At 67.3% G+C, this 25,852-nt stretch carries 16 protein-coding genes and 2 tRNA genes; 4 read left to right on the forward strand and 14 right to left on the reverse strand.

Annotated features, from left to right (window positions below; genetic code table 11):
• Positions 1 to 55 precede the first annotated feature (55 nt).
• The 4 genes from DWV11_RS14175 to DWV11_RS14190 form a co-directional block, all read right to left on the reverse strand.
• Entirely contained in the window at positions 56 to 691 is a 636-nt protein-coding gene (locus DWV11_RS14175; protein ID WP_115789552.1) for a TetR/AcrR family transcriptional regulator, read from the reverse strand.
• Positions 688 to 2,724 carry a YhgE/Pip domain-containing protein gene (locus DWV11_RS14180; RefSeq protein ID WP_115789553.1) on the reverse strand — a complete coding sequence of 679 codons (2,037 nt, stop codon included), beginning with the start codon at positions 2,722 to 2,724 and terminating at the stop codon, positions 688 to 690. The genes DWV11_RS14175 and DWV11_RS14180 overlap by 4 nt, the downstream gene beginning before the upstream one ends.
• Positions 2,721 to 3,464, reverse strand: a complete 744-nt coding sequence (locus DWV11_RS14185) for an ABC transporter ATP-binding protein (RefSeq protein ID WP_115789554.1) — start codon at positions 3,462 to 3,464, stop codon at positions 2,721 to 2,723. The genes DWV11_RS14180 and DWV11_RS14185 overlap by 4 nt, the downstream gene beginning before the upstream one ends.
• Positions 3,465 to 3,533: 69 nt before the next feature.
• The gene (locus DWV11_RS14190) at positions 3,534 to 5,003 is read right to left on the reverse strand and encodes a dihydrolipoyl dehydrogenase family protein (RefSeq protein WP_115789555.1); all 1,470 of its coding nucleotides are present in this window, start codon (positions 5,001 to 5,003) and stop codon (positions 3,534 to 3,536) included.
• 209 nt (positions 5,004 to 5,212) lie between these two features.
• On the opposite strand from DWV11_RS14190, the gene DWV11_RS14195 reads away from it, so the two are divergent.
• Positions 5,213 to 5,929, forward strand: a complete 717-nt coding sequence (locus tag DWV11_RS14195; protein ID WP_245953648.1) for a FadR/GntR family transcriptional regulator — start codon at positions 5,213 to 5,215, stop codon at positions 5,927 to 5,929.
• 222 nt (positions 5,930 to 6,151) lie between these two features.
• On the opposite strand, the gene DWV11_RS14200 is transcribed toward DWV11_RS14195, so the two are convergent.
• A tRNA-Arg gene (locus tag DWV11_RS14200) sits at positions 6,152 to 6,225 on the reverse strand.
• Between the two features lie 296 nt (positions 6,226 to 6,521).
• Here DWV11_RS14200 and DWV11_RS14205 point away from each other — a divergent pair.
• Complete coding sequence (locus DWV11_RS14205) at positions 6,522 to 8,348, forward strand: phosphoenolpyruvate carboxykinase (GTP) (protein WP_115789557.1); 1,827 nt, start codon at positions 6,522 to 6,524, stop codon at positions 8,346 to 8,348.
• A 161-nt stretch (positions 8,349 to 8,509) separates the two neighbouring features.
• On the opposite strand, the gene DWV11_RS14210 is transcribed toward DWV11_RS14205, so the two are convergent.
• From DWV11_RS14210 to DWV11_RS14225, 4 genes are all read right to left on the reverse strand, one after another.
• Complete coding sequence (locus DWV11_RS14210) at positions 8,510 to 9,667, reverse strand: globin domain-containing protein (protein WP_115789558.1); 1,158 nt, start codon at positions 9,665 to 9,667, stop codon at positions 8,510 to 8,512.
• Positions 9,668 to 9,812: 145 nt separating this feature from the next.
• Positions 9,813 to 10,283 (reverse strand): RrF2 family transcriptional regulator, encoded by a 471-nt coding sequence (locus DWV11_RS14215; protein WP_115789559.1) that lies wholly within the window; start codon positions 10,281 to 10,283, stop codon positions 9,813 to 9,815.
• 75 nt (positions 10,284 to 10,358) lie between these two features.
• A complete protein-coding gene (locus DWV11_RS14220) occupies positions 10,359 to 10,901 on the reverse strand; it encodes a hypothetical protein (RefSeq protein WP_245953650.1) in 543 nt (180 codons plus the stop codon).
• A gap of 12 nt (positions 10,902 to 10,913) precedes the next feature.
• Positions 10,914 to 12,332, reverse strand: a complete 1,419-nt coding sequence (locus tag DWV11_RS14225; RefSeq protein WP_115789560.1) for a phosphomannomutase/phosphoglucomutase — start codon at positions 12,330 to 12,332, stop codon at positions 10,914 to 10,916.
• Positions 12,333 to 12,470: 138 nt separating this feature from the next.
• Here DWV11_RS14225 and DWV11_RS14230 point away from each other — a divergent pair, with 138 nt between their 5' ends.
• Positions 12,471 to 14,630 (forward strand): RecQ family ATP-dependent DNA helicase, encoded by a 2,160-nt coding sequence (locus DWV11_RS14230; protein ID WP_115789561.1) that lies wholly within the window; start codon positions 12,471 to 12,473, stop codon positions 14,628 to 14,630.
• An 86-nt stretch (positions 14,631 to 14,716) separates the two neighbouring features.
• Here DWV11_RS14230 and DWV11_RS14235 read toward each other — a convergent pair.
• Together DWV11_RS14235 and DWV11_RS14240 are read right to left on the reverse strand one after the other, a co-directional pair.
• Positions 14,717 to 14,805, reverse strand: a tRNA-Ser gene (locus tag DWV11_RS14235).
• A 230-nt stretch (positions 14,806 to 15,035) separates the two neighbouring features.
• Positions 15,036 to 17,387: a prolyl oligopeptidase family serine peptidase gene (locus DWV11_RS14240; protein WP_115789562.1), complete on the reverse strand. Its 2,352-nt coding sequence runs from the start codon at positions 17,385 to 17,387 to the stop codon at positions 15,036 to 15,038.
• A gap of 62 nt (positions 17,388 to 17,449) precedes the next feature.
• On the opposite strand from DWV11_RS14240, the gene DWV11_RS14245 reads away from it, so the two are divergent.
• Complete coding sequence (locus tag DWV11_RS14245; protein WP_115789563.1) at positions 17,450 to 19,393, forward strand: FAD/NAD(P)-binding protein; 1,944 nt, start codon at positions 17,450 to 17,452, stop codon at positions 19,391 to 19,393.
• 34 nt (positions 19,394 to 19,427) lie between these two features.
• On the opposite strand, the gene DWV11_RS14250 is transcribed toward DWV11_RS14245, so the two are convergent.
• From DWV11_RS14250 to DWV11_RS14260, 3 genes are all read right to left on the reverse strand, one after another.
• Complete coding sequence (locus tag DWV11_RS14250; protein WP_115789564.1) at positions 19,428 to 23,915, reverse strand: ExeM/NucH family extracellular endonuclease; 4,488 nt, start codon at positions 23,913 to 23,915, stop codon at positions 19,428 to 19,430.
• Positions 23,916 to 24,210: 295 nt separating this feature from the next.
• Positions 24,211 to 24,726: a septum formation family protein gene (locus DWV11_RS14255; protein WP_168404713.1), complete on the reverse strand. Its 516-nt coding sequence runs from the start codon at positions 24,724 to 24,726 to the stop codon at positions 24,211 to 24,213.
• 214 nt (positions 24,727 to 24,940) lie between these two features.
• Positions 24,941 to 25,726: a VOC family protein gene (locus tag DWV11_RS14260; protein WP_115789566.1), complete on the reverse strand. Its 786-nt coding sequence runs from the start codon at positions 25,724 to 25,726 to the stop codon at positions 24,941 to 24,943.
• Positions 25,727 to 25,852 lie beyond the last annotated feature (126 nt).

Genomic DNA, 25,852 nt, shown 5'->3' on the forward strand with positions numbered 1-25,852 from the left:
GGACGCCGGCGCCCGCACCCCCGCCACGCCGCGGCAGATTGCAGTTGCGTACCGTTTAGCGCAGCACGTAGCCGTGCATGAGGGTCATCACCGCGGCCACGCTCTGTTCCTTGCTGCGCTCCGGGTTGTAGGTCTGGCGGTCCAGGCCCACCACGAAGATGGCACCGAACATCGCCGCTTCCAGGCTGCCCCGCGCCACTCGCGTGTCCACGGGGTACTTCCGGGCCACGTTTTCCAGGGCCGCTCCGATGACGCCGATCAGTTCGGCCCGCAGCTCCGCAAAGAGCTGGCCCCATTCGTTCGGCGTCTTCCAGTTCTCGCTGACCCAAAGCCGGGCGAAGGACGGGTAGTCGTCCATGAAGTCCATGGCTTGGCCCACCATGGCATCCATGGCATCCAGGGGATCGGCTTCCGGATCCGCGATGCTTTGCAGCCGGCCCAGCATGATGTCCACGCCGTGGCGCAGCAACTGGGCGATCAGGTCCGACTTGCTGCCGAAGTTGTAGTACACCGTTCCCTTGGACACCCCGGCCGCGGCCGCGATCTCGTCCACCGTGACCCCGGCCGCCCCGCGCTCGCCGATCAGTTCCATCGAGGCCTCGAACAGGCGCTGCTTGGTGGCGTTGGTCCGTGCAGGGCGCAGCTTCCTGCCGGCGTCATCCTTCCTGCCCGCGTCATCAGGGGTGCTCATACGGCTATCTCCGGCTTCAGGGTCTTCAGGGTCCAATACTTGTGCTTGCGCACGGCCAAGGTGGACAGGGCCGCGCCCAGCAAAGTGTAGCCAAGCAGCCCGAGCACCGTGGGCAGGATCATCGACAGGTCCCCGCCGTAGACCAGGTGCCGCATGCCCGTGACAACATAGCCCATCGGCATGATCTGGTGCACCACGTGCAGCGGTTCCGGGGTGGTCTGCCAGGGGAACGTGCCGCCGGAGGACACCAGTTGCAGCACCAGCAGGATGAGCACCACGAACTTCCCGGGGGTGCCGAGCAGTGCCACCACACCCTGGATGATCGCGCTGAACGCCATCGCGGCGGCCAGCATGAACAGCCACATCAGCACCGGGTGGGCCGGGTTCAGCCCGAGCCCGAGGTCCACCACGAGGGTCAGGATGCTGGCCTGCAGCACGGACACCGCGAAGAACGGCAGCCAGCCGCCTACGGCGATCTTCCACGAGGGCGCGTTCGAGGCCAGCGCCCGCTGGGTGATCGGCCGCATGGCCTGCACCAGCATGAACACGCCGATCCACAGGGCCAGGGTCAGGAAGAACGGCGCGAGCCCGGCGCCGTAGGATCCGGCCTTGGCCTGCGAAACGTTGTTCACCGCCACGGGGTCCGCGATCACTTTGGAGACCTCGCTCTTCTGGGCGTCGTCCGGATTCGGGATCTTGCCTGCACCCTTGGCGAGTTCGTCCGCCAGGGTGCGCGAACCGTCCGCGGCGGTGGCGGCGCCGCTGGCGAGCCGGGCGGCGCCGTCGTCGAGCTTCGCGGCACCGTCCGCCAAGGCGGAGGCACCGTCCAGCGCCGTCTGCTGTCCCGCGGCGAGGGTGGCGGCTCCGGTGCTGAGCTGCTCGGCGCCCGCCGAGGCCTGGCCGATCGCCCCGGTCAGCGCGGGCATCGCCTGAGCGAGCTTGGCCGCTCCGGCGCTCACGGCTGCCGAACCGTCGGAGAGTTGCTGGATTTTCGCGGCGTCGGCGGCGATCTTCGCCTTCGCACCGGCGACCGGTGCCGATGCCGCGCCGGTGTCGTAGTCGGCCAGGATCCTGTCCGCCTGCTCCTGGGTGATCACTCCCGCGTCCATCAGCCGCGCATTGGCGGCGACCACGCGGTCCCGCGCCCCGGCGTCGAACGCTTCCAGTTGCCCGACGACGTCCTGCACCTTCGCGTTCAGCTGCGCGTTTCCGGCGGCCACCTGCGCGGCGCCGTCGGCGAGCTTCCGCGAATCCGCCGGGAGGCTGGCGGTCTTGTCCCTGAGTTCGGACAGACCCGCACTGAGCTGGCCCGCCCCGGCGTTGAGCTGGTTCGCTCCGTCGCGCAGCTTGGCCTGGCCGGCCGCGAGCTCAGCGGTGCCGCGGCGCAGCTGGGCGGTGCCGTCATGGAGCGCGGCGGCGCCGGAACTGAGCTTGCTTACGCCGTCCGACAGTTTCGCGGCGCCGTCTGCCGCCTTCACGATTTGGGCGTGAATGGTGCCGAAGCCGGTGAGGAGCTGGTTGGCGGTCTCCTCGCCCACTTCCTTGGCCACCGTGGAATGCACGGCCGTGGTGAGCTTGTCCACGATCGTGCTCAGCAGGTAGTTGTTGGCATCGTTCGTAGTGACGTTGAGCATCGCCTGGTTGGCGGCGTCGAAACTGCCGGGCGAAACCAGGTTGGCGGAGAAATCCTTGGGGATCTTCAGGGCGAAGGCGTACTTGCCGCTCTGCACCCCGGCGTCCGCCTCCTCGGCAGTGTCCACCTGCTGCCAATTGAAGACATGGCCCTCCACCAGCGAATCGGCCACCTTGCGGCCGGCCTGCAGTTGTGTGCCGTCGGAGGACGTGGCGCCCGCGTCCTGCACCACCAGTGCGGCGTCGATCTTGTCCAGGTTTCCGTACGGGTCCCAGTTTGCGTACAGGTACACGGCGCCGTAGAGCAGCGGAACCATGGTCAGGGCAAGGATGGTCAGCTTGGGCAGCAGCCCGCCGGTCATGCGCTTGAGTTCGGAGCGGGCCAGCCGCAGAACAGTCACTGTGCAGTCCTTTGCAGGGTGTCGGGCCTTTGCAGGGTGTCGGTCCCGGGGACTTCCGGAGCGGAGTCCGCTTCCTCGGGTGCACCTTCTTCGGTGTCCGCTTCCCTGGCGGGCTCCGGCACGGCGTTGCCGATCGTGGCCGAGGCGCCATCCCAGCCGTCCGGGAGGGCGGAAACGACCGCGACGACGGCGAGCGGCCGCCCGGCGTCGTGCGCCAACTGCTCGAGCCGGGGGAGCCAGTCCGCAGGATCGGAGCTGTGCCGGTCCGGGGAGTCGAGCACCAGGAGGTCAACCGCGGGGTCGGCGAGAGCGAGGGCGGTCAGCAGTTCGAGGCGCCGCGCCGCGGGGAGTTGCTCGATCCAGAGTCCTGCGATGTCCTCGAAGCTGTTCACCTTGAGCCAGGGCTTGCTGAGCAGGGCGCCGCGGTACCGGCGCGGGATGAGGGCAAGGTCCTCGGTAACGAGGTCGCGCACGCTCAAGTGCTGTTCGGGCTCGTTGATTCCGGGGGAGTCGAGCAGCGCGCCCGCCGAGCGGATCTTCCTGGTCCTGGTGGCGCCGTCCCAGCTGAGCAGCCCGCTTCCGGGCTTCATCCGGCCGCTGAGGGCGAGGGCGAGGGCGGTGCGCTGTTCCTGCCCGTCGCCGCTGATGAGCAGAAGCTGGCCGCGGCGGACCTCGAGGGAGGTGGGCGGCAGCAGGTCGGCGCGGCGGCCGTTGATCTGGAGTTCCTGTGCGGTGAGCACCGATGGACCTTTCGAGAGCCTGATGTCACCATCATTCTATTTGAACTGACTAGTCAGTTCAAATAGAGCTCACAGGCCGTATTTTTCCAAGAGCCGCAGCCACACCTCGCTCAGGGTGGGGAAGGAGGGCACCGCATGCCACAGACGCTCCACCGGCACCTCGCCCACGATCGCGATCGTGGCCCCGTGCAACAACTCCGCCACGCCGGGTCCCGCGAAGGTGGCGCCCAGCACTACGCGCCGGTCTTCGTCCACCACCAGCTGCGCCCACCCCTTGTAGTTCTCCGCGTACAGTTGCGAGCCCGACACGTTGATGGGCAGGTCCACCGAGCCCGCCCGGATGCCGCGCTCCTGCGCCTGGGCCAGGCTCAGGCCGACGCTCGCTACCTCGGGATCCGTGAAGACCACGCTGGGCACCGCGTGTTCGTTGGCCGTGCTGGTGACGTGGCTCCAGGGTTTCGGGGCCCGGTGCAGCTTCCCCTCGGAGCGGGCCACGATCGCGTCACCCGTTGCCCGCGCACTGTACTTCCCCTGGTGGGTCAGCAGCGGAGTGCCCGCGGCGTCGCCTGCCGCGTACAGCCACAGCCCGCTGGTCCCGTCACTCGCGGCCCCCTCCACCAGTCCTGTCGAATCGGTGCTGAGCCGCACCGCCGCCGGGCCGCCGTCGTCCTCCACTTCCGCGAGCCCGACGCTCTCCAGCCCGAGGTTGTCCAGGGCCGGCCGGCGGCCCGTCGCCACCAGGAGCTTGTCGGCGTCCAGGACTTTGCCGTCGTCAAGGGTGACGGAGAAGGACTGCTCGTTCGTCCGCACGCTCAGGACGGCGGCGCCGGTGTGCAGCGCCACGCCGTCGGCGCGCAGCCCGGCCGCAACCAGTTCCGCCGCTTCCTCCGGGAAGGCGCTGAGCAGCCTGCCGCGCGCCACCACCGACACCTGCGATCCCAGCCGCGCAAAGGCCTGCGCGAGTTCGACGCCGGCAACGCCGCCGCCCAGCACCACGAAGCGCTCCGGGACCTCGCGCGCCGAGGTGGCCCCGCGGGTCGTCCAGTAGGGGGCCGAGCGAAGGCCTGGAATGTCCGGAATGAGTGGTGTGGAGCCGGTGGCGATGACGACGGCGTGCCGTGCCTTGAGCGCGTAGCTGTTGCCGTCCACCCCGTCCACCTGGACCTCCCGCGGCCCGGTGATTCGGGCGACGCCGCGCACCAGCTCGATTCCGGCGTCGGACAGCCACTGGACGCCGCCGTCGTCCTGCCAGCGGTTGGTGAAGTAGTCGCGGTACTTGAGCACGGGCGCGGGGTCCAGGACCTTCGTGACGGAATCGGCGGCGCCGGGGACGGATTGTGCGCCATGCAGCGCGGTGCCCGGGCGGAGCAGGGCCTTGGACGGAATGCAGGCCCAGTAGGAGCATTCTCCGCCCACCAGCTCGGATTCGACGATGGCTGCTGTGAGGCCTCCCCGGACGACGCGGTCGGCGACGTTTTCGCCGGCGGCTCCGGCACCGATCACGATGACGTCGAATTCCCGGGAGCGCTCCTCAGTCATGAGAGAAGCCTACGCCTGTCCTTTCGCCGCGGTATCCGGGCCCGCAGGCTTGTTTCCCGGGCGGAGATGGGACATCCGATATTGTCTTGAGATGGACGGAACGGCGCACTAAGCTCGCCTCAACATCGTCACCGGAACGTTCGCGCCCGCCTTCCTCGGGATCGGCGGAACGGCGTCCGTCTTGGGAGGGGGCACGGATGGAATCCGGCATGGTTCGGCAGGCGCGGTACGGCGCCCAGACCCGGCTCAGGGCCCTGCAGTCGGACATCATGGACCTGATCCTCGAGCGGGAACTCGAAGCGGGGGACCCGCTGCCCACCGAAAACGAACTCGCTGCGTCCCTCGGGGTGGGTCGCAATACCTTGCGGGAATCGCTCAAGGTGCTGCAGGCGATGGGTGTGGTGGAGATCCGCCACGGCTTCGGGATGTTTGTGGCCCCCAGCAATTTCGACGCTTTTGCGGACGGGCTGGTGTTCCGCGGCCGCTTGTCCCTGCGCCAGAACGGCGAGGACGCCCTGCAACTGCTCGGCATCCGGGAAGCACTGGAGACCGGACTCCTGCCGGCTGCGGTCGCCGCGACCACTCCCGGGCAGCTCGCCCGGCTGGCCGAAGCCGTTGAGCATGTGGAGCAGCTCGCGGAATCGGGCGAACACTCCGCCGCGGCCGACGCCGAATTCCACCGCCGCCTGTTCGAGCCCCTGGGCAACGATCTGCTGCAGCAGCTGCTCGAGGTCTTCTGGAAGGTCTACCGCAGGATCCAGCTGGAGGCAGGTCCCTCCGCTGACGATGCCGCGGTGGTTGCGGCGTTGCAGCGGAAGATCTGCGACGCCGTCGCCGCGGGTGACGCTGCCGCTGCCGGCGGTCTGCTCGCGTCCCGTTTCGAGGAGCTCCGGGGGAGGATCGCGGCGCTGGTGGCCGGCCACTGAGGATGCCATTGTGGCGGTAAGGCCCGACGCCGGTGCGGGTGCCGTCCGTGGCGGGCACCTACCGTCGTACTACTTACCGGGGTTTGTACAGGATCGCCGCCAGGGCGGCCTGCACTTGGGGAGAGCCCTGATCGCCGCACGGCTCTATGACGAAAAAAGACAACGAAAAAGGCCCGCACCGCCGAAGCGGTACGGGCCTTGTCTGTGTTGTATCAACAACTGTGCGCCCAAAGGGATTCGAACCCCTGACCTTCTGTTCCGTAGACAGACGCTCTATCCAGCTGAGCTATGGGCGCATTCAGTGCTTTCAGCACCGTGGTCCGTGGGCTTCGCTTTTTCGCTCGCCCCCCGAACCTCAATAAACTTTACGCGAGATCGGCCCATCCGCCAAATCGAGAACGTGTAATCTGGGCAACTATACCGGTCTATGTGACCTTGCTCACTAAAATCGTCGGTTTTTGGGTCGCAATCGTTGATTTTCCGGGCTTTTGCCCCGAAAGGCCCATGAGGTCCCACGTCCTAAGCCGAAATGGTCTACTCCGCGAGACCTAGCATTTAGGACACACCACTGACCCCGACGAAGGGAACCGCAATGGGCGACCTGGCGCGACTGCCGCTGCTTGAGAAGGCACCCACTACGCACGCACGCCTGCTGGCCTGGGTTGAGGAAGTTGCAGAACTCACCCAGCCTGACCGCATCCACTGGGTGGACGGCAGCGAGGGCGAATACAAGACCCTGACCGAGGAACTCGTCGCAGCCGGCACACTGAAGCCGCTGAACCCGGAGACCTTCCCGAACTCCTTCGCGGCGTTCTCCGATCCGGCAGACGTTGCGCGCGTCGAAGAGCAGACCTTCATCTGCTCCGAGAACGAGCGCGACGCAGGCTTCACCAACAACTGGATGGCCCCGGCCGAGATGAAGCAGAAGCTGCGCGGGCTGTTTGCCGGCTCCATGCGCGGCCGCACCATGTATGTCATCCCCTTCGTCATGGGGCACCTCGACGCCGAGGATCCCAAGTTTGGCGTCGAGATCACCGACTCCGCCTACGTTGTGGCCTCCATGCGCATCATGGCCCGCATCGGAACCGACGTGCTTAACCGCATCACCGCGACCGACGCGTTCTTTGTGCCGGCGCTGCACTCCCTGGGCGCTCCGCTGGAGCCCGGCCAGCAGGACGTTGCCTGGCCGTGCAACCCCGAGAAGTGGATTGTGCACTTCCCTGAAGAGCGGTCCATCTGGTCTTTCGGTTCCGGGTACGGCGGCAACGCCCTCCTGGGCAAGAAGTGCTACTCGCTGCGCATCGCTTCCGTCATGGCCCGCGATGAGGGCTGGCTGGCCGAGCACATGCTGATCCTCAAGCTCACCTCCCCGGAGCAGAAGGTCTACCACGTGGCTGCGGCTTTCCCGTCCGCATGCGGCAAGACCAACCTGGCGCTCCTGGACCCCACCATCAAGGGCTGGAAGGCTGAGACCCTCGGCGACGACATCAACTGGATGCGTTTCGGCAAGGAGGGCGAACTCCGTGCCGTGAACCCCGAGGCCGGCCTGTTCGGCGTCGCTCCCGGCACTGGCTGGGGCACCAACCCGAACGCCATGCGTGCCATCGCCAAGGGCAACAACATCTTCACCAACGTCGCGCTGACCGACGACGGCGGTGTCTGGTGGGAAGGCATGACCGAGGAAACCCCGGCGCACCTCATCGACTGGCAGGGCAACGACTGGACTCCCGAGTCCGGCCGTCCCGCAGCGCACCCGAACTCCCGCTTCTGCACGCCGATCGACCAGATCGACATGCTCGCCGAGGAGTACTTCGCTCCGGAGGGCGTGAAAGTGGACGCAATCCTGTTCGGTGGCCGCCGCAAGACGACCATCCCGCTGGTCACTGAGGCCCGCAACTGGACCAACGGCATCTTCATGGGGTCCACGCTGTCCTCCGAAACCACGGCCGCTGCCGCGGGTGCCGTCGGCGTCGTCCGCCGCGACCCCATGGCCATGCTGCCGTTCATCGGCTACGACGCAGGCGACTACCTGAACCACTGGGTGAACCTGTCCGCCAAGGCCAACCCGGAGAAGCTGCCGAAGATCTTCCTGGTCAACTGGTTCCGCCGCACCGCCGACGGCGGCTTCGCCTGGCCCGGTTTCGGTGACAACTCCCGCGTCCTCAAGTGGGCCATCGAGCGCATCGAAGGCAAGGCCGACGCCGTCGAGACCCCTATCGGTTTCGTGCCGACCGGCGAGTCGATCGACCTCGAAGGCCTGGACATGACTCCGGCCGAGGTCGAAGCGGCCGTCCGTGTGGACGCCGCCGAATGGGAAACCGAACTGGCCTCCATTGAGGAGTGGTTCGCGAAGTTCGGCGAGTCCCTCCCTGCGGCCCTGCAGGCCGAGCTGGACGGGCTGAAGAGCCGGTTGGCCTAGTCCCCGCTGCGGCCCCAATCTCGCAAGCTCGATTGGGGCCCCTCGGCAGCGTGGGCCCACCTGGCCTAGACCACTCAGGGACAATGGCGTCCCTGAGACGACGGCGGTCCGTCACCTTTTATACGGGAAAGGTGACGGACCGCCGTCGTGCGTTAAGGGCTCTAGCTCGCGAGCCAGACGTCCGGGCCGAACACTTCGTAGTGGATGCGGGTGGCCGGGATGCCCGCTTCGATGGCTTCGTCGCGGATCTTCTTCATGAAGGGCAGCGGGCCGCAGAGGTAGAGCGAGGCGTCCGCGGGAAGGTCGACCTCCCGCAGCGACATGAACCCTTCTTTGGCGCCGGGCTGGGGCGTCTCAAGCCACAGCAGGAGATCGGCGTCGATCTTCGCGGCGTCCGCAGTCATCTGCCCGCTCAGTGCCCAGCTGTCCATGGACCGTTCCGCGTGCAGCACCAGGACATCGCGCTCTGTACCGGCGTCTGCGAGGGAGCGCAGGATCGACGCCGTGGGGGTGCAGCCGATGCCGGCGGATGCCAGGACTACCGGTCCGTGGCCGTCCTTGAGCGTGATTTCGCCGTAGGGGTTGGAGATCTCCAGGATGTCGCCGGGTTCGACGTCGGCGTGCAGGGCGGAGGACACCTCTCCGTCGTCGTTGAGCTTGGTGGTAAAGCTCCGGCTGGTGCCGGCGTCACCGGACAGGGAGTACTGCCGGACCTGGCGGAGGCCGTCCGCCACCCGGACCTTGACGCTGATGTACTGGCCGGGTTTGGCTGCCGTGACGGGCGTGTCATCCGCGGGCTCCAGGGTGAAAGTCATGGAGGCCTTGCCTGCTGCCTCTTTGGCAATCACCCGCCACGGCATCCACATCCTGGTGTTCGCCTGTGCTGCGTAGAGGTCCTTTTCCAGTTTGATGAGCGCATCGGCCATGAGCCAGTAGACCTCGGTCCAGGCTTCCGCGATTTCCGGGGTGATGACGTCGGCCAGGTCCGCGGCGATGGCTGCGAAGAGGTGCTCGTACACCACGCCGTACTGCTCTTCCTTGATTCCCAGGGACGCGTGCTTGTGGGCAATCCGGGACAGGACCTTTTCCGGAAGGGTGCCCGGGTTGTTGACCAGGTGGGTGGCGAAGGCCGCAATACTTCCGGCCAGGGCCTGCTGCTGTTCGCCGGAGCGCTGGTTGGAGCGGCTGAAGAGTCCGTCCAGCAGTTCCGGGTGTGCCGCGAAAAGGCGCTTGTAGAAGTCGGCGGTGATTTCGCTGATCCTCGATCCGACAAGGGGGAGAGTGGCTTGGATGACAGGACGCGACTTCTCGGAAAGCATTGGTTCTCCTGCGGGTAGGGCCGGGCAGTTCACCCGGGCGATCAATATTCGTATTTGAAATACGAGTATTTGTGCTCAATTTCTACCCCTTGTAGAAAAGAAGTGCAAATCGACCCTTCTGCGCGCCTGGGACGCGTAACAGCGCTCAGCGCCGGGCTGCCGGCTCCTGGAATTCCGGCCGCAGGCCGATGCTCCCGAAGACGGGTGCCATCTGGCGGGCATGGGGGAGGGAGGAAATCACCACGGGGTCGAGTTCGCGGTAGAAAGCTTCACGGGCGCGCCCCATGGCGTGCCGGAGTGCGCATTCGGTGATGAGCGGGCAGTCGCCGTTGCTTGACTGGCATTCGGCCGGGTCCTGCCTGCTGTCGAGCTGGCGCAGCACTTGACCCACCGTCGCGCGCCGTCCGGCAGTGGTCAGCTGCGATCCGCCGTTCCTGCCCCGTTCGACTGCGATCAACCCGAGTTCGCGCAGCTTGGCCAAGGCCTTGCTTACGTGGTTGTAGGGGGTCCCCACGGCGTCCGCCACCGCTTGAGTGGTTAAAAGCGCGCCCTCCGGAACCGCCGCCAGCACCATGACGGCGCGCAGGCTCACATCGGCGAACGCGTTGATTTTCATGTACTCAGCTTAAGCAGAGCTTCGCATTGATGCCGATTCGCGTGCCTGGAGCTGCTCATGCAGGGCTGGCCGAAGCTAGTCCGACCAGACCGTGGGCTCGTGACCGTCCGCCTCGAGCGGGCGGAAGCTGAAGCCTTCCGTCGTGACGTCGTAGGGCACGACGGCGGCCATCAGGCCGCCGCTGCGGTGCTCGGCCGCGGCGTGTATCCCGTCCGTGCCGTGCTCGGGCAGGGTGACGTCGCTGGCGAACGCCACGGCTCTGTACCCCTCGCGGCCTTGGCGGAGGAGTCCGATGACATCGGTGAGCATCGTCCCGGCGTCGATGTTCCCATCCGCATCCAGCTCACCAGGCGAGATCATCACGAGCCGCAGTTCGCCGTCGTCGGCCAGGGTGACGCCAAACGGCAGGAAGCCGCCGTTCTGCTCCATGTGCTCCTGCGCCGTGCCAAGGGCGGCGCCCAGGACCTCGCGCAGTTCGCGCGAGATGGTTTCCTGGGCGGATTCCTGCACGGCGCCTTCTTCCTGCACGGCGCCTTCTTCCTGCACGGCGTCTTCCGGCGTTCCGGAAGCGGGCGTTCCGGACGCCTGCGGGCCGCCCGGCGGGATGTTTTCAACCATTCTGCTGCTTCCTTAACCGCGGACGATTGCCAAGACGCGGTCGCGGACCGCGCTCATGGTTTCGGCGTCCTTGGCCTCGGCGTTCAGGCGGAGGAAGGGTTCGGTGTTGGACGGGCGCAGGTTGAACCACCAGCTGCCGTCCTTCGCGCTGAAGGTGCTGCCGTCCAGGTGGTCGATATCGATGTCTTCGCCTTCGAAGTCGGCACGGACGCGTTCGATCGCGGCGGCCTTGTCCTCGATTTCGGAGTTGATCTCGCCGGAAGAGACGTACGGTTCGTACTGGCGGCCGAGCTCGGACAGCGGCCCGTCCTGTTCGCCGAGGGCAGCGAGCACGTGCATGGCGGCGAGCATGCCGGTGTCCGCGTTCCAGAAATCCCGGAAGTAGAAGTGCGCGGAGTGTTCGCCGCCGAAGACGGCGCCTTCTTCGGCCATGACGGCCTTGATGAAGGAGTGGCCCACGCGGGTGCGGACGGGGCGGCCGCCGTCTTCTTCGATCAGCTCCGGAACGGCCTTGGAGGTCAGCAGGTTGTGGATGATGACCGGGACCTCCTCACCCGCGGCTCTTGCCCGCGCGATTTCGCGGCGGGCCACCATGCCGGTGATGGCCGACGGCGACACGGGCTCGCCCTTTTCGTCCACCACGAAGCAGCGGTCGGCGTCGCCGTCGAACGCCAAACCGATGTCCGCGCCATGCTTGACGACTGCGGCCTGGAGATCGCGGAGGTTCTCCGGCTCCAGCGGGTTGGCCGGGTGGTTCGGGAAGGAGCCGTCCAACTCGAAGTACAGCGGGACGATCTCGAAGGGCAACGCAGGGAGCAGGGCGTCGCCGAGCACCGCGGGCGTGGTCAGGCCCGCCATGCCGTTGCCGGCGTCGACGACCACCTTCAGCGGACGGGAACCGCTGAGGTCCACCAGCTTGCGCAGGTAGGCAGAGTAGTCCTTCAGCACATCGCGGACAGCGATGGTCCCCACGGCTTCCGCCTCCGGGATCGCGCCTTCGTTCAGGTACTGCTCGGCGAGGGCCTGGATTTCCTTCAGTCCGGTTTCGGAGGAGATCGGTTGGGCGCCGGCCTTGGCCATCTTGATGCCGTTGTACTGCGCCGGGTTGTGGCTTGCGGTGAAGGTGGCACCGGCGGCGTTCAGCGCCCCGCAGGCATAGTAGAGCTCATCGGTGGAGATGAGGTCGAGGAGCTGGACGTTGGCACCGCGGCGGGACGCGCCATCGGCGAATGCCTTGATGAACTCCAGCGAGGACGGCCGCATGTCACCGCCGACCAGGACAGTCTGGCCCGCAAGGCCAAGGGTGTCGACAAAAGCAGCGCCCACAGCCGTCACGATTTCCGCGCTGATGGTTTCGCCGACGATGCCCCGCACGTCGTAGGCCTTGAAGGAAGCCGAGAGGTCGAAAGTGTTGTTCTGCTCGCTAGTCACGGGCTCAATCCTACTGTGGCGTCGGTCCGGTACACCCACACGGACCACGTATGTGGACAGACTTCACAAGTTTCCCGGTTGTCCACATACCGAAGGTCCCGGCTGCCGGCTGTCGGACCCGGCTGAAATACTGGAGCCATGTCCCAGGAGCCATACACCGCAGAAATCACCAGCACACGCCAGGAAGCCCTGCAGGTCCTCCGGGAGCTTGTCGGCAACCCGGAAGCCGGGTTCCATGACGGCCAGTACGAGGCCATCGAAGCGCTCGTTGACGCCGGCCGCCGGGCGCTGGTGGTGCAGCGCACTGGTTGGGGAAAGTCGGCCGTTTACTTCGTCTCCTCGCTGCTGCTGCGGCGCCGGGGGAGCGGACCTACCCTCATCGTGTCGCCGTTGCTGGCCCTGATGCGGGACCAGGTGGCCGCGGCGGCCCGCGCCGGTGTCAGGGCCGTGGCCATCAACTCCGCCAACCAGCTGGAATGGGACACCGTGCACGCGCAGCTCGCCGCCGATGAAGTCGACGTGCTGCTGGTTTCACCCGAACGGCTCACCAACCCTTCCTTCCGGGAAAACCAATTGCCGGAATTGATCCAACGCACAGGCCTGCTGGTGATCGACGAAGCACACTGCATCTCGGACTGGGGGCACGACTTCCGACCCGACTACCGGCGCATCGCCGACTTGATCGGCCGCCTGCCGGATGCAGTGCCGGTCCTTGCAACCACGGCAACGGCAAACTCGCGCGTGGTCCACGACATCGAGGAACAGCTCGGCGCCGGAGTGCTCACCATCCGCGGTTCCCTCGGACGCGAATCGCTGCGCCTCGGCGTGCTGAACCTGGCCAATTCCCGGGACCGGCTTGGCTGGTTGCTGACGCACTTATCGGACATGCCCGGCAGCGGCATCATTTACGCCTTGACCGTCTCAGCCGCCGAGGACACCGCAAGGCTGTTGGCGGAAGCCGGCCATGAGGTCCTTGCGTACACCGGGCGTACGGATCCTGCGGACCGGGAGCGGGCCGAACAACAGCTCAAGGACAACCAGGTGAAAGCGCTCGTTGCCACCTCGGCCCTCGGCATGGGCTTCGACAAACGGGACCTTGGTTTTGTGATCCACTTGGGTGCGCCGTCCTCACCGGTCGCGTACTACCAGCAGGTGGGCCGTGCGGGCCGAGGGGCTGCCAACGCGGACGTCCTGCTCCTTCCGGGGCAGGAGGACCGGGACATCTGGCAGTACTTTGCCACGGCCTCCATGCCTTCCGAGGAGAAGGCAGCGGCGGTGCTCCAGGTCCTGGGGGAGGCCGGGACCGCACTGTCCACCGTCGCCCTGGAGGCGCGAGTCGACCTGCGCCGCACGCCCCTGGAACTTCTGCTGAAGGTCCTTTCCGTGGACGGGGCGGTGGAGCGGGTCGGCGGCGGGTGGAGGGCCACCGGGCAGCCGTGGTTCTACGACGCCGAGCGCTACGCCAGGATCGCCGAGGCACGGGTCGACGAACAGGACTCGATGATCATCTATGAGGACACCGCAGGCTGCAGGATGGAGTACATCACCGCCGTCCTGGACGACGACACCGCGCGCCCCTGCGGCCGCTGTGACAACTGCGCGGGACGCTGGTTCCCGGCGGACATCGCTGCAGAAGCTTCCGACGCGGCGGGCCGCACGCTCAGCCGCGCTGGAGTCGCCGTTGAACCGCGGCTGCAGTGGCCAAGCGGCATGGACCGCCTGGGCGTGGCCATGAAAGGCAAGATCAAGGCCGGGGAAAGTATCGCGGAGGGCCGCGCGCTGGCCCGCCTGAGCGACCTTGGCTGGGGCGGTGCCTTGCGGGAACTGTTCGCGGCGGGGGCTCCGGACCGCGAGGTCGATCCGTCCATGCTGCAGGCCTGCGTCCAGGTGCTCAAGGAATGGGCTGCAGGCAGCGCCGGCCGGGGCGGTTGGAGCGGCGAGGAACGCCCGGCTGCCGTGGTCAGCCTGCCGTCCCGGGGCAAGCCGCAGCTCGTGGACTCCCTGGCCCGGGGAATCGCGGGCATCGGCCGGATGCCCTACCTCGGCTCCCTCCAGCTTCAGCACGGCGGGCCCACCGGCGGCCGGGGAGGCAACAGCGCCTACCGCCTGGCCGGAGTCTGGGACCGCTTGGTCGTGGGTCCGGACTTGGAGGAAGCGCTCGCCCCCATGGCGGGACGGAGCGTCCTGTTGGTTGACGACCTGGTGGACAGCCGGTGGAGTGTGACGGTTGCCGGCCGTGCCCTCCGGCAGGCGGGGGCAGGTGCGGTGCTGCCGCTCGTCCTCGCGCAGGCGGGCTGACGCCGGCCCGGGGGTGGGGTTGGTACCCGGCGGGCCCCGCGCCCCAGGTACGCAAAAGGCCCCGGTCCAGGACCGGGGCCAAAACGCGGAGACGGGGGGATTTGAACCCCCGGTCGAGTTTAACCCCGACCCTTCATTAGCAGTGAAGTCCATTCGGCCGCTCTGGCACGTCTCCAATTGCTATTGCTAGCCCACCAAGGATACGCAGAACACGGCGTACAGCGCAAAACGGCCGGTTCCCGCGGCTTCGGTACCGGATTGCCGCCGTCGGAGGCTCACCACCGGCACCGGCGAAGCTGCTCTGTACCGGGGCATCACCGCAGGCGGGGGCGGCTACGGGACCCCATGCCAGCCCGCCTCGCCGAACGGGCGATGCGGGCTCCGCCTTTTCCGGTCCAAGGTGGGTTAAGCGCCCTGGGCCCGGATGTCTGCGGTCAGTGCACGCCAGAGGAACTGCTGGCTGCGGGCCTGCAGTGCCGCGGCCTGCCGGTTGTCCGAGGCGCCGGCGTGGCCGCCCTCCAGGGTTTCGTGGAACCAGACATTCGGGATGCCCATCGCCTGCATCCGTGCGGCCATCTTGCGGGCTTGGACCGGGCCGACGCGGTCGTCGGAAGTCGAGGTCCAGATGAACGTCTCGGGGTAATCCACGGCGTCGTGCAGCAGATGGTAGGGGGAGAAGGTCTTGATGAACTCCCACTGCTCAGGAATGTCCGGGTCACCGTACTCGGCGATCCAGGAGTATCCCGCGGACAGCTTGGTGTAACGGCGCATGTCCAGGAGGGGCACGCCACAGGACACCGCCGCGAAGAGTTCCGGGTACCGGGTCAGCATGTTGCCCACCAGCAGCCCGCCATTGGATCCGCCCACGCAGCCCAGCCGTTCGCGGCTGGTCACGCCCCGGGAAATCAGGTCCTGCGCCACCGCCGCGAAATCCTCGTAGGCGCGGTGCCGCTTCTCCTGCAGGGCCGCCCGGTGCCAGGCCGGGCCGTACTCTCCGCCGCCGCGGATGTTCGCCACCACGTACACACCGCCCCGGGGCCCGCCGGCGACGGAACCGCTGCGCCGTTCCAGCCAAGACCGGCCGATCGCGCCGCTGTATGCCGGCGTGCGGGAAACCTCGAAGCCGCCGTAACCGGACAGCTGGGTGGGATTGCCGCCGTCGAGCACCAGGTCCTTCGACCCGATCTGGAAGTACGGCACCCGGGTACCGTCCGCGGACACCGCGAAATGCTGCTGCACTTCATAGTCGCCGTCGTTGAAGAACGACGGCGAGGTCTTCACTACGGCGTGCGCGCTGGTGACGGCGGTGCTCCCCGACGCCGCGCCCGAGGCCGTGAGGGTTCCCCGCATCAGGGTCGTAGGGGTAGTGAAACCCGTGGCGACGAGCCAGAAATCGTTGCCCGCACCCTCGCTTTCATCCTCATCATCCACCGCGTAGGCGTTGACATCGTGGAGCGGCGGGCAGGCATCCAGCGGGGCCATAGCCCAGCCGCCTGCCGCCACCGCGCCGTCGGTTGCCACCGCTCCGTCGAACGCGCCGTCGGCGCCGTTCTGTCCGACGCCGCCAGGCCCGCCGCCCGGCTCGACGGCTGCGTGCTTGCCGGTCGTCGACGGACGCGAGGGGTCGAGCACCAGGATCTTGGAGGAGACGTCACTGAGCAGGTTCAGGATGAGGAAGTCCCGGGTCCAGCTCCAGGACTGCAGGGACGTGCGCTCGTCCGGCGTGAAGAGCACTGTGAAATCCCTGCCGCCGTCCAGGTAGGACTGCAGCCTGGCGGCGAGCAGGCAGCCGGCCGGGAACACGGTATCCGCCGCTTGTCCGCCGTCCACCGTAGCGCCGGCAACGGTCCAGTCCTGGCGCGGACGGAACAACAGCCACTGGCGGTGCGTGCTGATGTTGACGTCGGTGGGAACCTCGATTTCCAGCCACCCGCCGTCGCGCTGCAGGTAGGTGCGCTGGTTGAAGAAATCGATCCAGTCCACGGCGAAGGTGCGCTCGAAGCCCGGCGTGGAGTCGTGCGCCACGAGGGCCATCATGTGGTCTTCCGCGATCTCGAAGATCCGCTCGGCCTGGTCCAGGCCCTGGCCACGGGACAGCCTCACTCCCGTGCGGGCGTACGAGGAACTGGTCTTGGGCAGCCCCTCGGCGGTGCTGGCAACCAGCAGGGTATCGGCGTCGAGCCAACTGACGTTGCCCTTGGCGACCGGAAGGTCGAAGCCGCCCTCGGCGGGGTCCACGAAGCGGCGCTGCTCGACGTCGAACTCGCGGTAGCGGTTGGCGTCGCCGCCGTCGGGGGAGAGCGACACCATGGCGAGTTTGTAGGGCTGGCCGGCTGCGGGGCGCAGGAAGGATGCACCGTGGAAGACCCACTCTTCGTCCTCCGCGGCCGCGAGGGCGTCAATGTCCAGCAGCACGTCCCATTCGGGGTCGTCGCGCAGGTAGCTTTCCCAGGTAGTGCGCCGCCACAGACCCTTGGGATTCTGCTTGTCGCGCCAGAAGTTGTAGTAGTGCCCGCCGCGCTTGGTCACCATGGCGATCCGGTCAGTGGAGTCCAGCACCTCCAGGATCCCGCCTTCGAGGCCGGCAAAGTCCTCGTCTTCGAGCAGTTCCTCGGTGCGGGCATTCTGTTCCCGGACCCAGGCCAATTGCTCCTCGCCGTGGATTTCCTCAAGCCAGATGTTCTCGTCAACAGGCTCCGGGGCCGTGGCCTTTCCGGGAGCGCCTTCAGGGCTTTGTCCGGCTGCAGTGGTGGTCATGGCCCCATCCTAGGGTGCCCTCGCAAGCGGGAAGCAAGTCACGGTGAAAGTAAGCTTGGGCGGTGGGCAATTCGCAGAAAACCAAGGTGGCACTGATCGGTGCGGGGCCTCGTGGCACCAGTGTCCTGGAGCGTTTGTTCGCGAACTGGGCGGCGTCGGCGCCGGCCGGGCACACCTTGCAGGTCGACGTCGTGGACCCGTACCCGGCGGGTCCTGGCAGGGTCTGGCAGCCGGGGCAGTCGCGCCTGTACCTGATGAACACGCAGTCGTTCTACCCCACCCTCATCCACGAAGATCCCACCCTTGCCCCTCCGTTGGCGGGCGGCACGTTCGAGCAGTGGCGGATCCACCGCCGGGAGGACGGCCGCGGGCTGGCCAGCGATGAGCAGGCCGAACTTTCGGAACTCGGCACCGGCGGCTTTCCCAGCCGCGCAATCTACGGGCGGTACCTCAGCGAAACGCTGGACGCCGTGCTGGAACGCAAGCCCGACGGCGTCGACCTCACTTTCCACCGCAACGCCGCGGTGTCGGTCCGGAAGAACCCGGACGGGACGTCCGCGTTCGACGTCGAACTCGACTCCGGAGCGCACCTGGCCGTCGACCGGGTGGTCCTTGCCCTCGGCCATCTGGAAGCCCAGCTGAACGCCGAGCAGCGTTCCTTCGCCGGCGCCGCGGCCGGGCTGGGACTGCTGTACCTGCCGCCGGCGGCCCCGGCCGACGTCGACTGGTCCCGGGTGCCCGACGGCGAACCGGTGCTGGTCCGCGGCATGGGGCTGAACTTCTTCGACGTCATGGTGCAGCTGAGCGTGGGCCGCGGCGGACGGTTCGAACCGTCGGGCGGCGGCCCGGGCCCGCTGAGGTACGTGCCGTCCGGGCGGGAACCGAAGATCATCGCCGCGTCCCGGCGCGGAACCCCGTACCGGGCCAAAGCCGGGCTGGACGGCTACTACCCGAAATCCATCCGGCTGCGCTACCTGAACGAGCGCGCCCTGGCACGTTTCGCTGCGGCCGGTATCCAGCCCGGGTTCGATCACGACCTCTGGCCCCTGCTGCACCGGGACACTCTGTGGGCGTACTACTCCACGCTCGCCGCCGCCCAGCCCGCTGCGATCAGCGACACCGGGGAATTCCTTGCCGCGCTGGAGGACGCCCTGCAGCCCCACGCCCATGCCGCCGGCAGCTGGGAGAAGCCGGTTGACGAACTGGTGACCAAGCACGTGGCGGCGTCGCGCCGCCTGGACTTGCCCGGCCTTGCCGCCCCACTTGCCGGACGGTCCTTCGCCGGACGACGGGAGTTGGATGCCGCCGTCGTGGAGTACCTCGATGACGACGCGCGCCGTTCCGCACTCGGCGAGACGGACCCCATGAAAATGGCGATCGGCGCCCTGCACACGGGCCGGGCTGTGCTGAAAAGCGTGGTGGCCGACGGCGGCATTACCGATGAGTCCTGGCTGGGGGAACTGCGGGGCTGGTTCGAGTCCTTCGTCGAAGGCCTGGCCAGTGGGCCCCCGGCGCTGCGGGTGGAGCAGTTGGCAGCCCTGGCGCGGGCCGGCGTCGTCAGTTTCACCGGACCCGACCCGCGCTTCAGCGTGGACCGTGCGCAGCATCTTTTCGCGGTCTCGTCCCCCTGGGTGGGGGGACCGCCGGCCACGGCGAAGACCATGGTGGAAGCCCTGGCCCCGGCGAACCGGGTGGGCACCACGGCGTCCCCGCTCATGCGGCAGTTGCTGGCCGACGGCCTGGTGCGGCCCAAGGTCATGCTAGGCGCCGAAGGCGTCCCGGTGCAGGCGACGGGCCTGGACGTCGAGCCGCACCCGTACCGCGCCGTGGGAGCCAACGGCTCGGTGACCGAGGGCATGTACGTGCTTGGCCTGCAGTTGTCCGCCAACCAATGGGGGACAGCTATCGCTGCCGAGGCGGTTCCCGCGGACGGCCCGGCGTACCGCAGCGGGCAGCGGACCCTGCGCGACGCGGACGAAATCGCCAGGGCCATCCTGGGGCTCTGAGGCCTAGCATGTCCCTCCTGCTGGGCCTACGGAGTTAGCCCTTCAGGCACTTCTGGTATTCGATCCACGCAATCGCGTAGCGGATCCAGCCGATCACGTCGTACCACTTCGGCGGAACCGGTGCCGTGCACTTGGGCGGCAGCGGCGCGGCCACGTTCACCGCGGCCTTAACCACCGTTCCGGACTCGACGGCGGTCAGCGCCAGCGTGCCCGTTCCGGCGGCGGCCGATGCGGGAACCGTCAGTTCCACGGCCGCAGCGCCCCCGCTCACCGGAACGGAACCCAGCTGGGTGGCCACGCCCTTGGCGTCGGTGAACACCGCGGTGAGCGATTTGTTCACCGGGCTGCCGAGGGAGGTCAGGTCCAGCTTGGAAACCGCCAGCGAGATCGCCCCGCCGCCCTTCACCTCGGCTGCCGTGTTATTGACGACGGCCACCGAGCGGCGGCCGAAGTCCGGCGATACCGGTTTGTGGGCCTGCAGGTACTTGATCCAGGCGTCCCGGTCCACCAAGCCGCTGTCCCGGGTGTTGGCGCCCTCCTTGAAGATCCGGAAGTTGTCGCCGCCCGCGGCCAGGAAGCTGAACGTGCCGATCCGGTAGGACTTCGCCGGGTCGATCAGTTCGCCGCCTATCCGGATCGAGGTGACCCGGTCACCGGCCGGACGTCCGGCGTCGTACGTGTAGTTCACGTTCTTGGACAAGCCCAGCTGCAGGTACGGCCGGCTCGGCACTGTCCCGTCCGGGTTGCTCTGCCACTGCTGTTCCAGGAGGGTCTTGAACTGCGCGCCGGTCAGGGAAGTGGTCCAGAGGTTGTTCACGAACGGCAGCACCGCGTTGGCCTCGGCGTAGGTGATGGTGCCGTCGGGTGCGTAGTAGAGCTCGTTGCGCAGGCCGCCGGGGTTTACGACGCCGATCTCGGCCCCGCCCAGTTCCGGTGCCTTGAGCGTGTCCACCAGGGAGTCCGCCACGAGGTTGCCGAGGGTCGATTCGCTCGCGCGGTCGTCCCGCTTCGGTGCGCCGCCCGCCGGGTCCGGCGTGAACGCCGTCGTGATGTCCGCCGTCACCGCACCCACCGGCTGGTTCCCGACGGCGGCGGCTTGGGCCAGTGCCTTGTCAACGATCGTCTTCACCTGCGCCGCCCGTGGATAGGTGCCGGAAAGGTCAGTGGTGAGGCGCTTGACGTTGGCCGCGGTGTGCGCCGTGATTTCCTTGCTGGCGGTGTCCACGGTGAGGGTGATGCGGCCGATGTTCTCGCCGTAGTTGCCGGTCTGGACGATCGGGCGGGTCCGCGTGGTGGGCTGGCCGTTGGCGTCATACACCGGGGCGTCCCAGGCGTACTCCTTGTGGGTGTGGCCGGTGAAGATAGCGGCCACGTCCGGACTGGTTTCCTTCACCAGCTTCGCGAAGGGTCCGCCGGCGGCCACTTCCTGCTCCAGGGTGGCGCCGTCCGGTGTTCCTGCGCTGGCGCCGTCGTGGTTCTCCGCGACGATCACATCGGCGAGCTTTTCCGCTTTGATCTTCGCTGCCACCCGGTTGATGGCGTCGACCGGATCCCCGAAGTCCAGGTCAGCGATGCCGGTCGGAGTCACCAAAGAGGGCACTTCCTGGGTGACGGTGCCGATCACGGCAACCTTGATTCCATTCATGTCCAGCACCGTGTACTCCGGCAGGGCCGGGGTGGTGGTGCCCTTCTGGTACACGTTGGCGCCCAGCATGGGGAACTTCGCGTTGGCGCCGCCGGCGATGACGCGGTCGCGCAGGTCAGCCCAGCCGCCGTCGAACTCGTGGTTGCCCACCGCCGAGGCCTTCAGGTCCAGGGCGTTCAGCACGTCGATGGTGGGCTGGTCCTTCGCGATCGCGGAGGCGAACAGCGAGGCGCCGATGTTGTCGCCGGCCGAGATGAACGCGGTGGGGCCGGCGGCCTCGGCGCGGAGCTTTTCGATGGTGCTGGCGAACAGGACCGTGTTGCTGTCGATGCGCCCGTGGAAATCGTTGATGCCCAGGAATTGCAGCTCCACGCTCTGCGGAGTTTCCGTCACGGGCAGGTTGAGTCCCACCAGCACGGGGTCGTGGTCGCTGGCGCGGAACTCGTCCGGCACGTAGAAGTTGCCCACGTTGTTGTTGTAGCGGCTGTACTCCAGGGCGACGGACTCCACGGAGTTGATGTTCCAGATGTCAGTTCCCGTGACTGCTGCCTTGGCCGCGGGTGAGGCGAGGACGTGGTCCAGGGAGCCCACCATGCCGCCGAACACGTAGGAGTGCTTTCCGGTGCCGGCCTCGAGATCGGTGTAGCCGGCGTCGGTGAGTGCCCGGATGGGGTCTTCCTGCGAGTAGGCGTTGAAATCGCCGATCAGGAACACCTTGTCGGTGCCTTGGGACTGCTGCAGGGTTGCTGCGAACTCCAACAGGGACTGTGCCTGCTTGGTGCGGGCAAGGTTGGACGCGCCCTGGCCCTTGTCGGTATCGTCCGGGGTCGCGGCGGAGCCCTTGGACTTGAAGTGGTTCACGATCGCGATGAACTTCTTGTCATCCCCGGCGCCCACGGGCTTGAACACCTGGGCGAGCGGCTTCCGGGCGCTGGCGAAGGCCACCGTGTCGTTGTGGATGATCGACTCGCCCAGCGGTTCGGCCGTGGCCTTCTTGTAGATGAACGCGGTGCGGATCATGTCCTCGTCGCTGAGCGGCGGGGCATTGGCGGGCGTGCGGACGTAGTCCCAGACACCCGGAGTCTTGACGTTGAGCGCCGCGGCCAGTTTGGCCAGGGCGTCGTCCCGGTCCTTGCCGAACTGGGCTGAGTTCTCGATCTCCTCGAGGGATACCACGTCCGCCCCGGCCTTGGTGATGGCGGCGACGATCTTGGCCTGCTGGCGTTCGAAGTTCTCCGCGTTGGCTGCGCCGCGGGCGTTGCAGCCGTCCTTGACCGTGATGGGGTTGCCGTCCCGGTCCGTGTAGTAGGTGCAGCCCGTGAGCTGGTCGCCGGTGGTGGGGAAGTAGTTGAGCACGTTGAAGGAGGCGATCACCAGGTTCCCGCCCACATCGGCCGGCCCGGCGGGGCGGCTGGGGGCGAAGGAGGCCGGCTGCACGGTGTCGGCATTTTCCGGGGCCAACTGGGCGAGCGGCTGAAACTTCCAGGAGTTGTTGCCGTAGCCCAGGATGACGTTGGTGCGGAAGGTCGCGGCGGAGCCGACCCGGACGGGGTCGCTGTTGCTGAGATAGGGCAGCGGCAGTGCCTTCGTTGCGGCGTCTTTAAGGAAGTTGGTGGAGGCGCCGTCGTCGAGCTTGATGCCACGGAGTGTATTCCCGGTGGCCGCGGCGGTGTTCTCCGGCGAGCCGTACGGCGCCAGGGCGTTCGGCTGGACCAGCGGGGTGGTGCCCGCAGCCAGGCCGATTTCGCCATATTGGTTCAGGGAGTAGTTGTCCGTGACCGTGTATGCATCCTGCGGCGCCACGAGCATGCCTTCATAGCGCTCGCGGGTGGCGTCGTCCGCGGGCAGGGCGAAGTTGCTCGGCTTCACCTCGGGTGCCGCCTCGGCCAGCACCCTCAGCCCGGTGGTGTCGACGGTCAGTTGGGTCTGGTTCGCGAATTCGCTGACCGTCCCGGTGAGTTCCAGGTAGTCGCCGGCGTGCACGCTGGCCGCCGTCGACGGCGAATAGACGAACAGAGCGTCCGACGCCGTCCTGGCCGCCGGATCCGTGTCCCCGCCGCTGCCGGGCGTCTGGACGTAGTAGCCGTTGAAACCGCCCGTGGCGTACACGGCGGTGACCTTGCCGCGGGTGGTGACTGTGCTGCCCGCCAGCGGGCTTGCGGCTCCGGTGCCTTGGATTTCGGCGATGGTCCTGGTGTCCGTCCCGGACGGCGGGGGTGTCACGGTGCCCGAGGCCGTGGGGGTGATGGTGGCGCTCAGTGCAAGGTCGGCCGCGTTGTTGTTGCTGTCCGTTCCGTTGCTGCGGTTCAGGCTCTTGACGTCGGTGTTCCCCGCCGGCGCGGTGGCCGCCGCGGTTTCAAAGGTGTTCGAGGTGCCATAGCCGAGGAGGTCGGCGACGGCAGCGTTCCCGGTGACCGATCCTGCGGGCAGCGGACTCACTGCCGCCGCCTGCCTGGCCAGCACAATGGTTCCGGTGGTGCCGGAAGGATTGAAAGTGCCCGAACCGTCAACGTCAGCGGCCGGAAGTTCGGGGGCCGTGGAGCCGGTGCTGTTGCTGGCTCCCTTGATGAGGAAGTGGCCCTTGGCCGGGATGCTTCCGGACAGGGCAGTGACCCCGCCGGGCGCCGACGTGCTGGTGCCGGAGCGGTACTGCAGGGACCAGCCGCCAAGGTCCACGGCGGTGTCGCTGTTGTTGTAGAGCTCCACGAACTTGTTCCGGAACGCGGCGCCGGAGCTTCCGCCGCTGAGGTAGGCCTCGTTGATGACGACGCCGGGGAGCGGTTCTTCAGCCACCGCAGGCAGGGCAGTAAGCGGCGCCGCCAGCAAGGTTGCCGACAGCGCCGATCCCGCCAGGAATTTCCAGTAATTGCTATGCATCCGTTCTGACTTTCTCTCGAGAACCGGTCAGGTTCTTTGCACACCGTTGCCGCGTTGTACCTGGCGACGGCGATTGGACCGTACAGGGGAGGACTACGTGTTGCCGGGAGTACCGGGAGCCGGACTTCCCGCCGTGATTGAACTTACCGGGAGTAAAGAAACGTTCGTGGCATTCGAGCAGGACAAAATGAACCGGGGGTTGCCGGCCGGCAAAGGGACAGCCACCATGAGCGCCTTAACGCCCGGCGTGCGCCGTGAAGATGACAACATCCGGTCCCCCAATGTTCCGGTAGTGCTATTTCTTGGAGCCCCTCAGGCTTCCTTTGCTCTGTGCGCCCGCGGCGCCGCCGACGAGGCAGACAATCTCCTTGTCCCCGGTCTTCCAGCTCTCGCTGGTGGGGAAGAAGTACGTCATTTCGAGCCCGGATTCGTCGAAGGGCTTCCCAATGAAGGTGGCGAACTCCTTGCTGCAGAAGTCCTCGGCCTTCTGGGTGATGGCCGCGTCTCCCGGGTAGGCAGAATCCTGCAGGTTCGTGGCCGCGAAGGCCTCGAAGTCGTGGTCCTGGGGGCAAGGAATGATGGTGACGTCCTTGACTTCCGAACCGCCGGGTTTCTCCAGGCAGTCGCCGACCTTCACCTTGAAGGCGTCGGCCTTCGACGATTCGGTGGCCACGCCGGAGGGATCCCGTTTGGCGTCCCCGCTCCCAAACAGGGAGCACCCGCCCAGGGTGAGGGTGAGCGTGCACAGGGCCGCGGCCATGGCCGCGGTTTCCTTGCCGTTGCGGCGTGTGGCAATGCGCGGGATGGACATCGGTGTCCTCATTTCGAGAGGTCTGCTGCGTTCCGGGCGGTCTGGGACGTTCGGGCTGTTCGGGCTGTTCGGGCCAGGACGCCGGGATCGGGAACCTGAATGGGTGCGGGTGGTGGTGGTGATGATGGTGCGGTGCGGGTGGTGCCGGCGGATTCCCCGTATGCCGGCGGAAACGCTCCCCGACCGGCATCGTGCCGGCCGGGGAACAGCGGTTCTAGCCCTTGAGGTTGACGTCCTGGACCAGCCGGAACACCGCTCCCGTGGGATCGGTGAGCGCAGCGAGGCGGCCGAACGGAGTGTCCTCCGCAGGCTGGATGACGGTGGCGCCCAAGGCAAGGGCCTGCTCGACGGTTGCATCGGCGTTGTCCACCGCGAAATACACGGTCCAATAGGAAGGCACCTGTTCCGGCAGGAATCCCGAGGCGTCCATGATTCCGGCCTTGGCGTCGTCCCCGGTGCCGAGCGTCGTGTAGCGGAACTCGGGGGTGTCGCCGACCACGGTGGTGTCCCAGCCGAAGACCTTCTGGTAGAAAGCCACGGCGTTCTCGTAGTCCTTGGAGTGCAGTTCATGCCAGGCAGGGGCGCCGTTTTCGGCTGCAAGCTGGTAGCCCTTGTGCTCGCCGAACTGCCAGAGCCCGATCGCTGCTCCCGAGGGGTCGCCGACCATCGCCATGCTGCCCTGCTCGGGCACTTCCATGGGCTCGAGGAACACCTGGCCGCCGTTGGCCACCGCGGCCGCGGCGGTCGCCTTGATGTCATCGGTGCGCAGGTACGTGGACCAGACGTCCGGCATGGGGCCCATGTCCTCCTGCTTCTGCATGATGCCGGCCACCATCTTGCCGTCTTTCCAGGCGGTGATGTAGCCGCCGTACTTTTCCTCATCGCCGGTTTCGTAGCTCCAACCGAACAGCGCGTTGTAGAAGTCCTTGGCCTTTTCGGTATCCGAGGTCATCAGGTCGATCCAGCAGGGTGCGCCGGGCGTGATCTCAGGGGTGGGCATGTTGCTCCTTGAGTTTGTTCCGTGGCGGATCGCCGCGGATTTCTTGGGCATTTGGTGGAGACAGACAGCACCCTATGCCGGGGGTCGGACAGTTTCAATGATGCGGAGCGGAACCGGGTTGCCCGG

It is taken from the genome of Arthrobacter silvisoli, from assembly GCF_003369445.1.
Classification (GTDB): domain Bacteria; phylum Actinomycetota; class Actinomycetes; order Actinomycetales; family Micrococcaceae; genus Arthrobacter; species Arthrobacter silvisoli.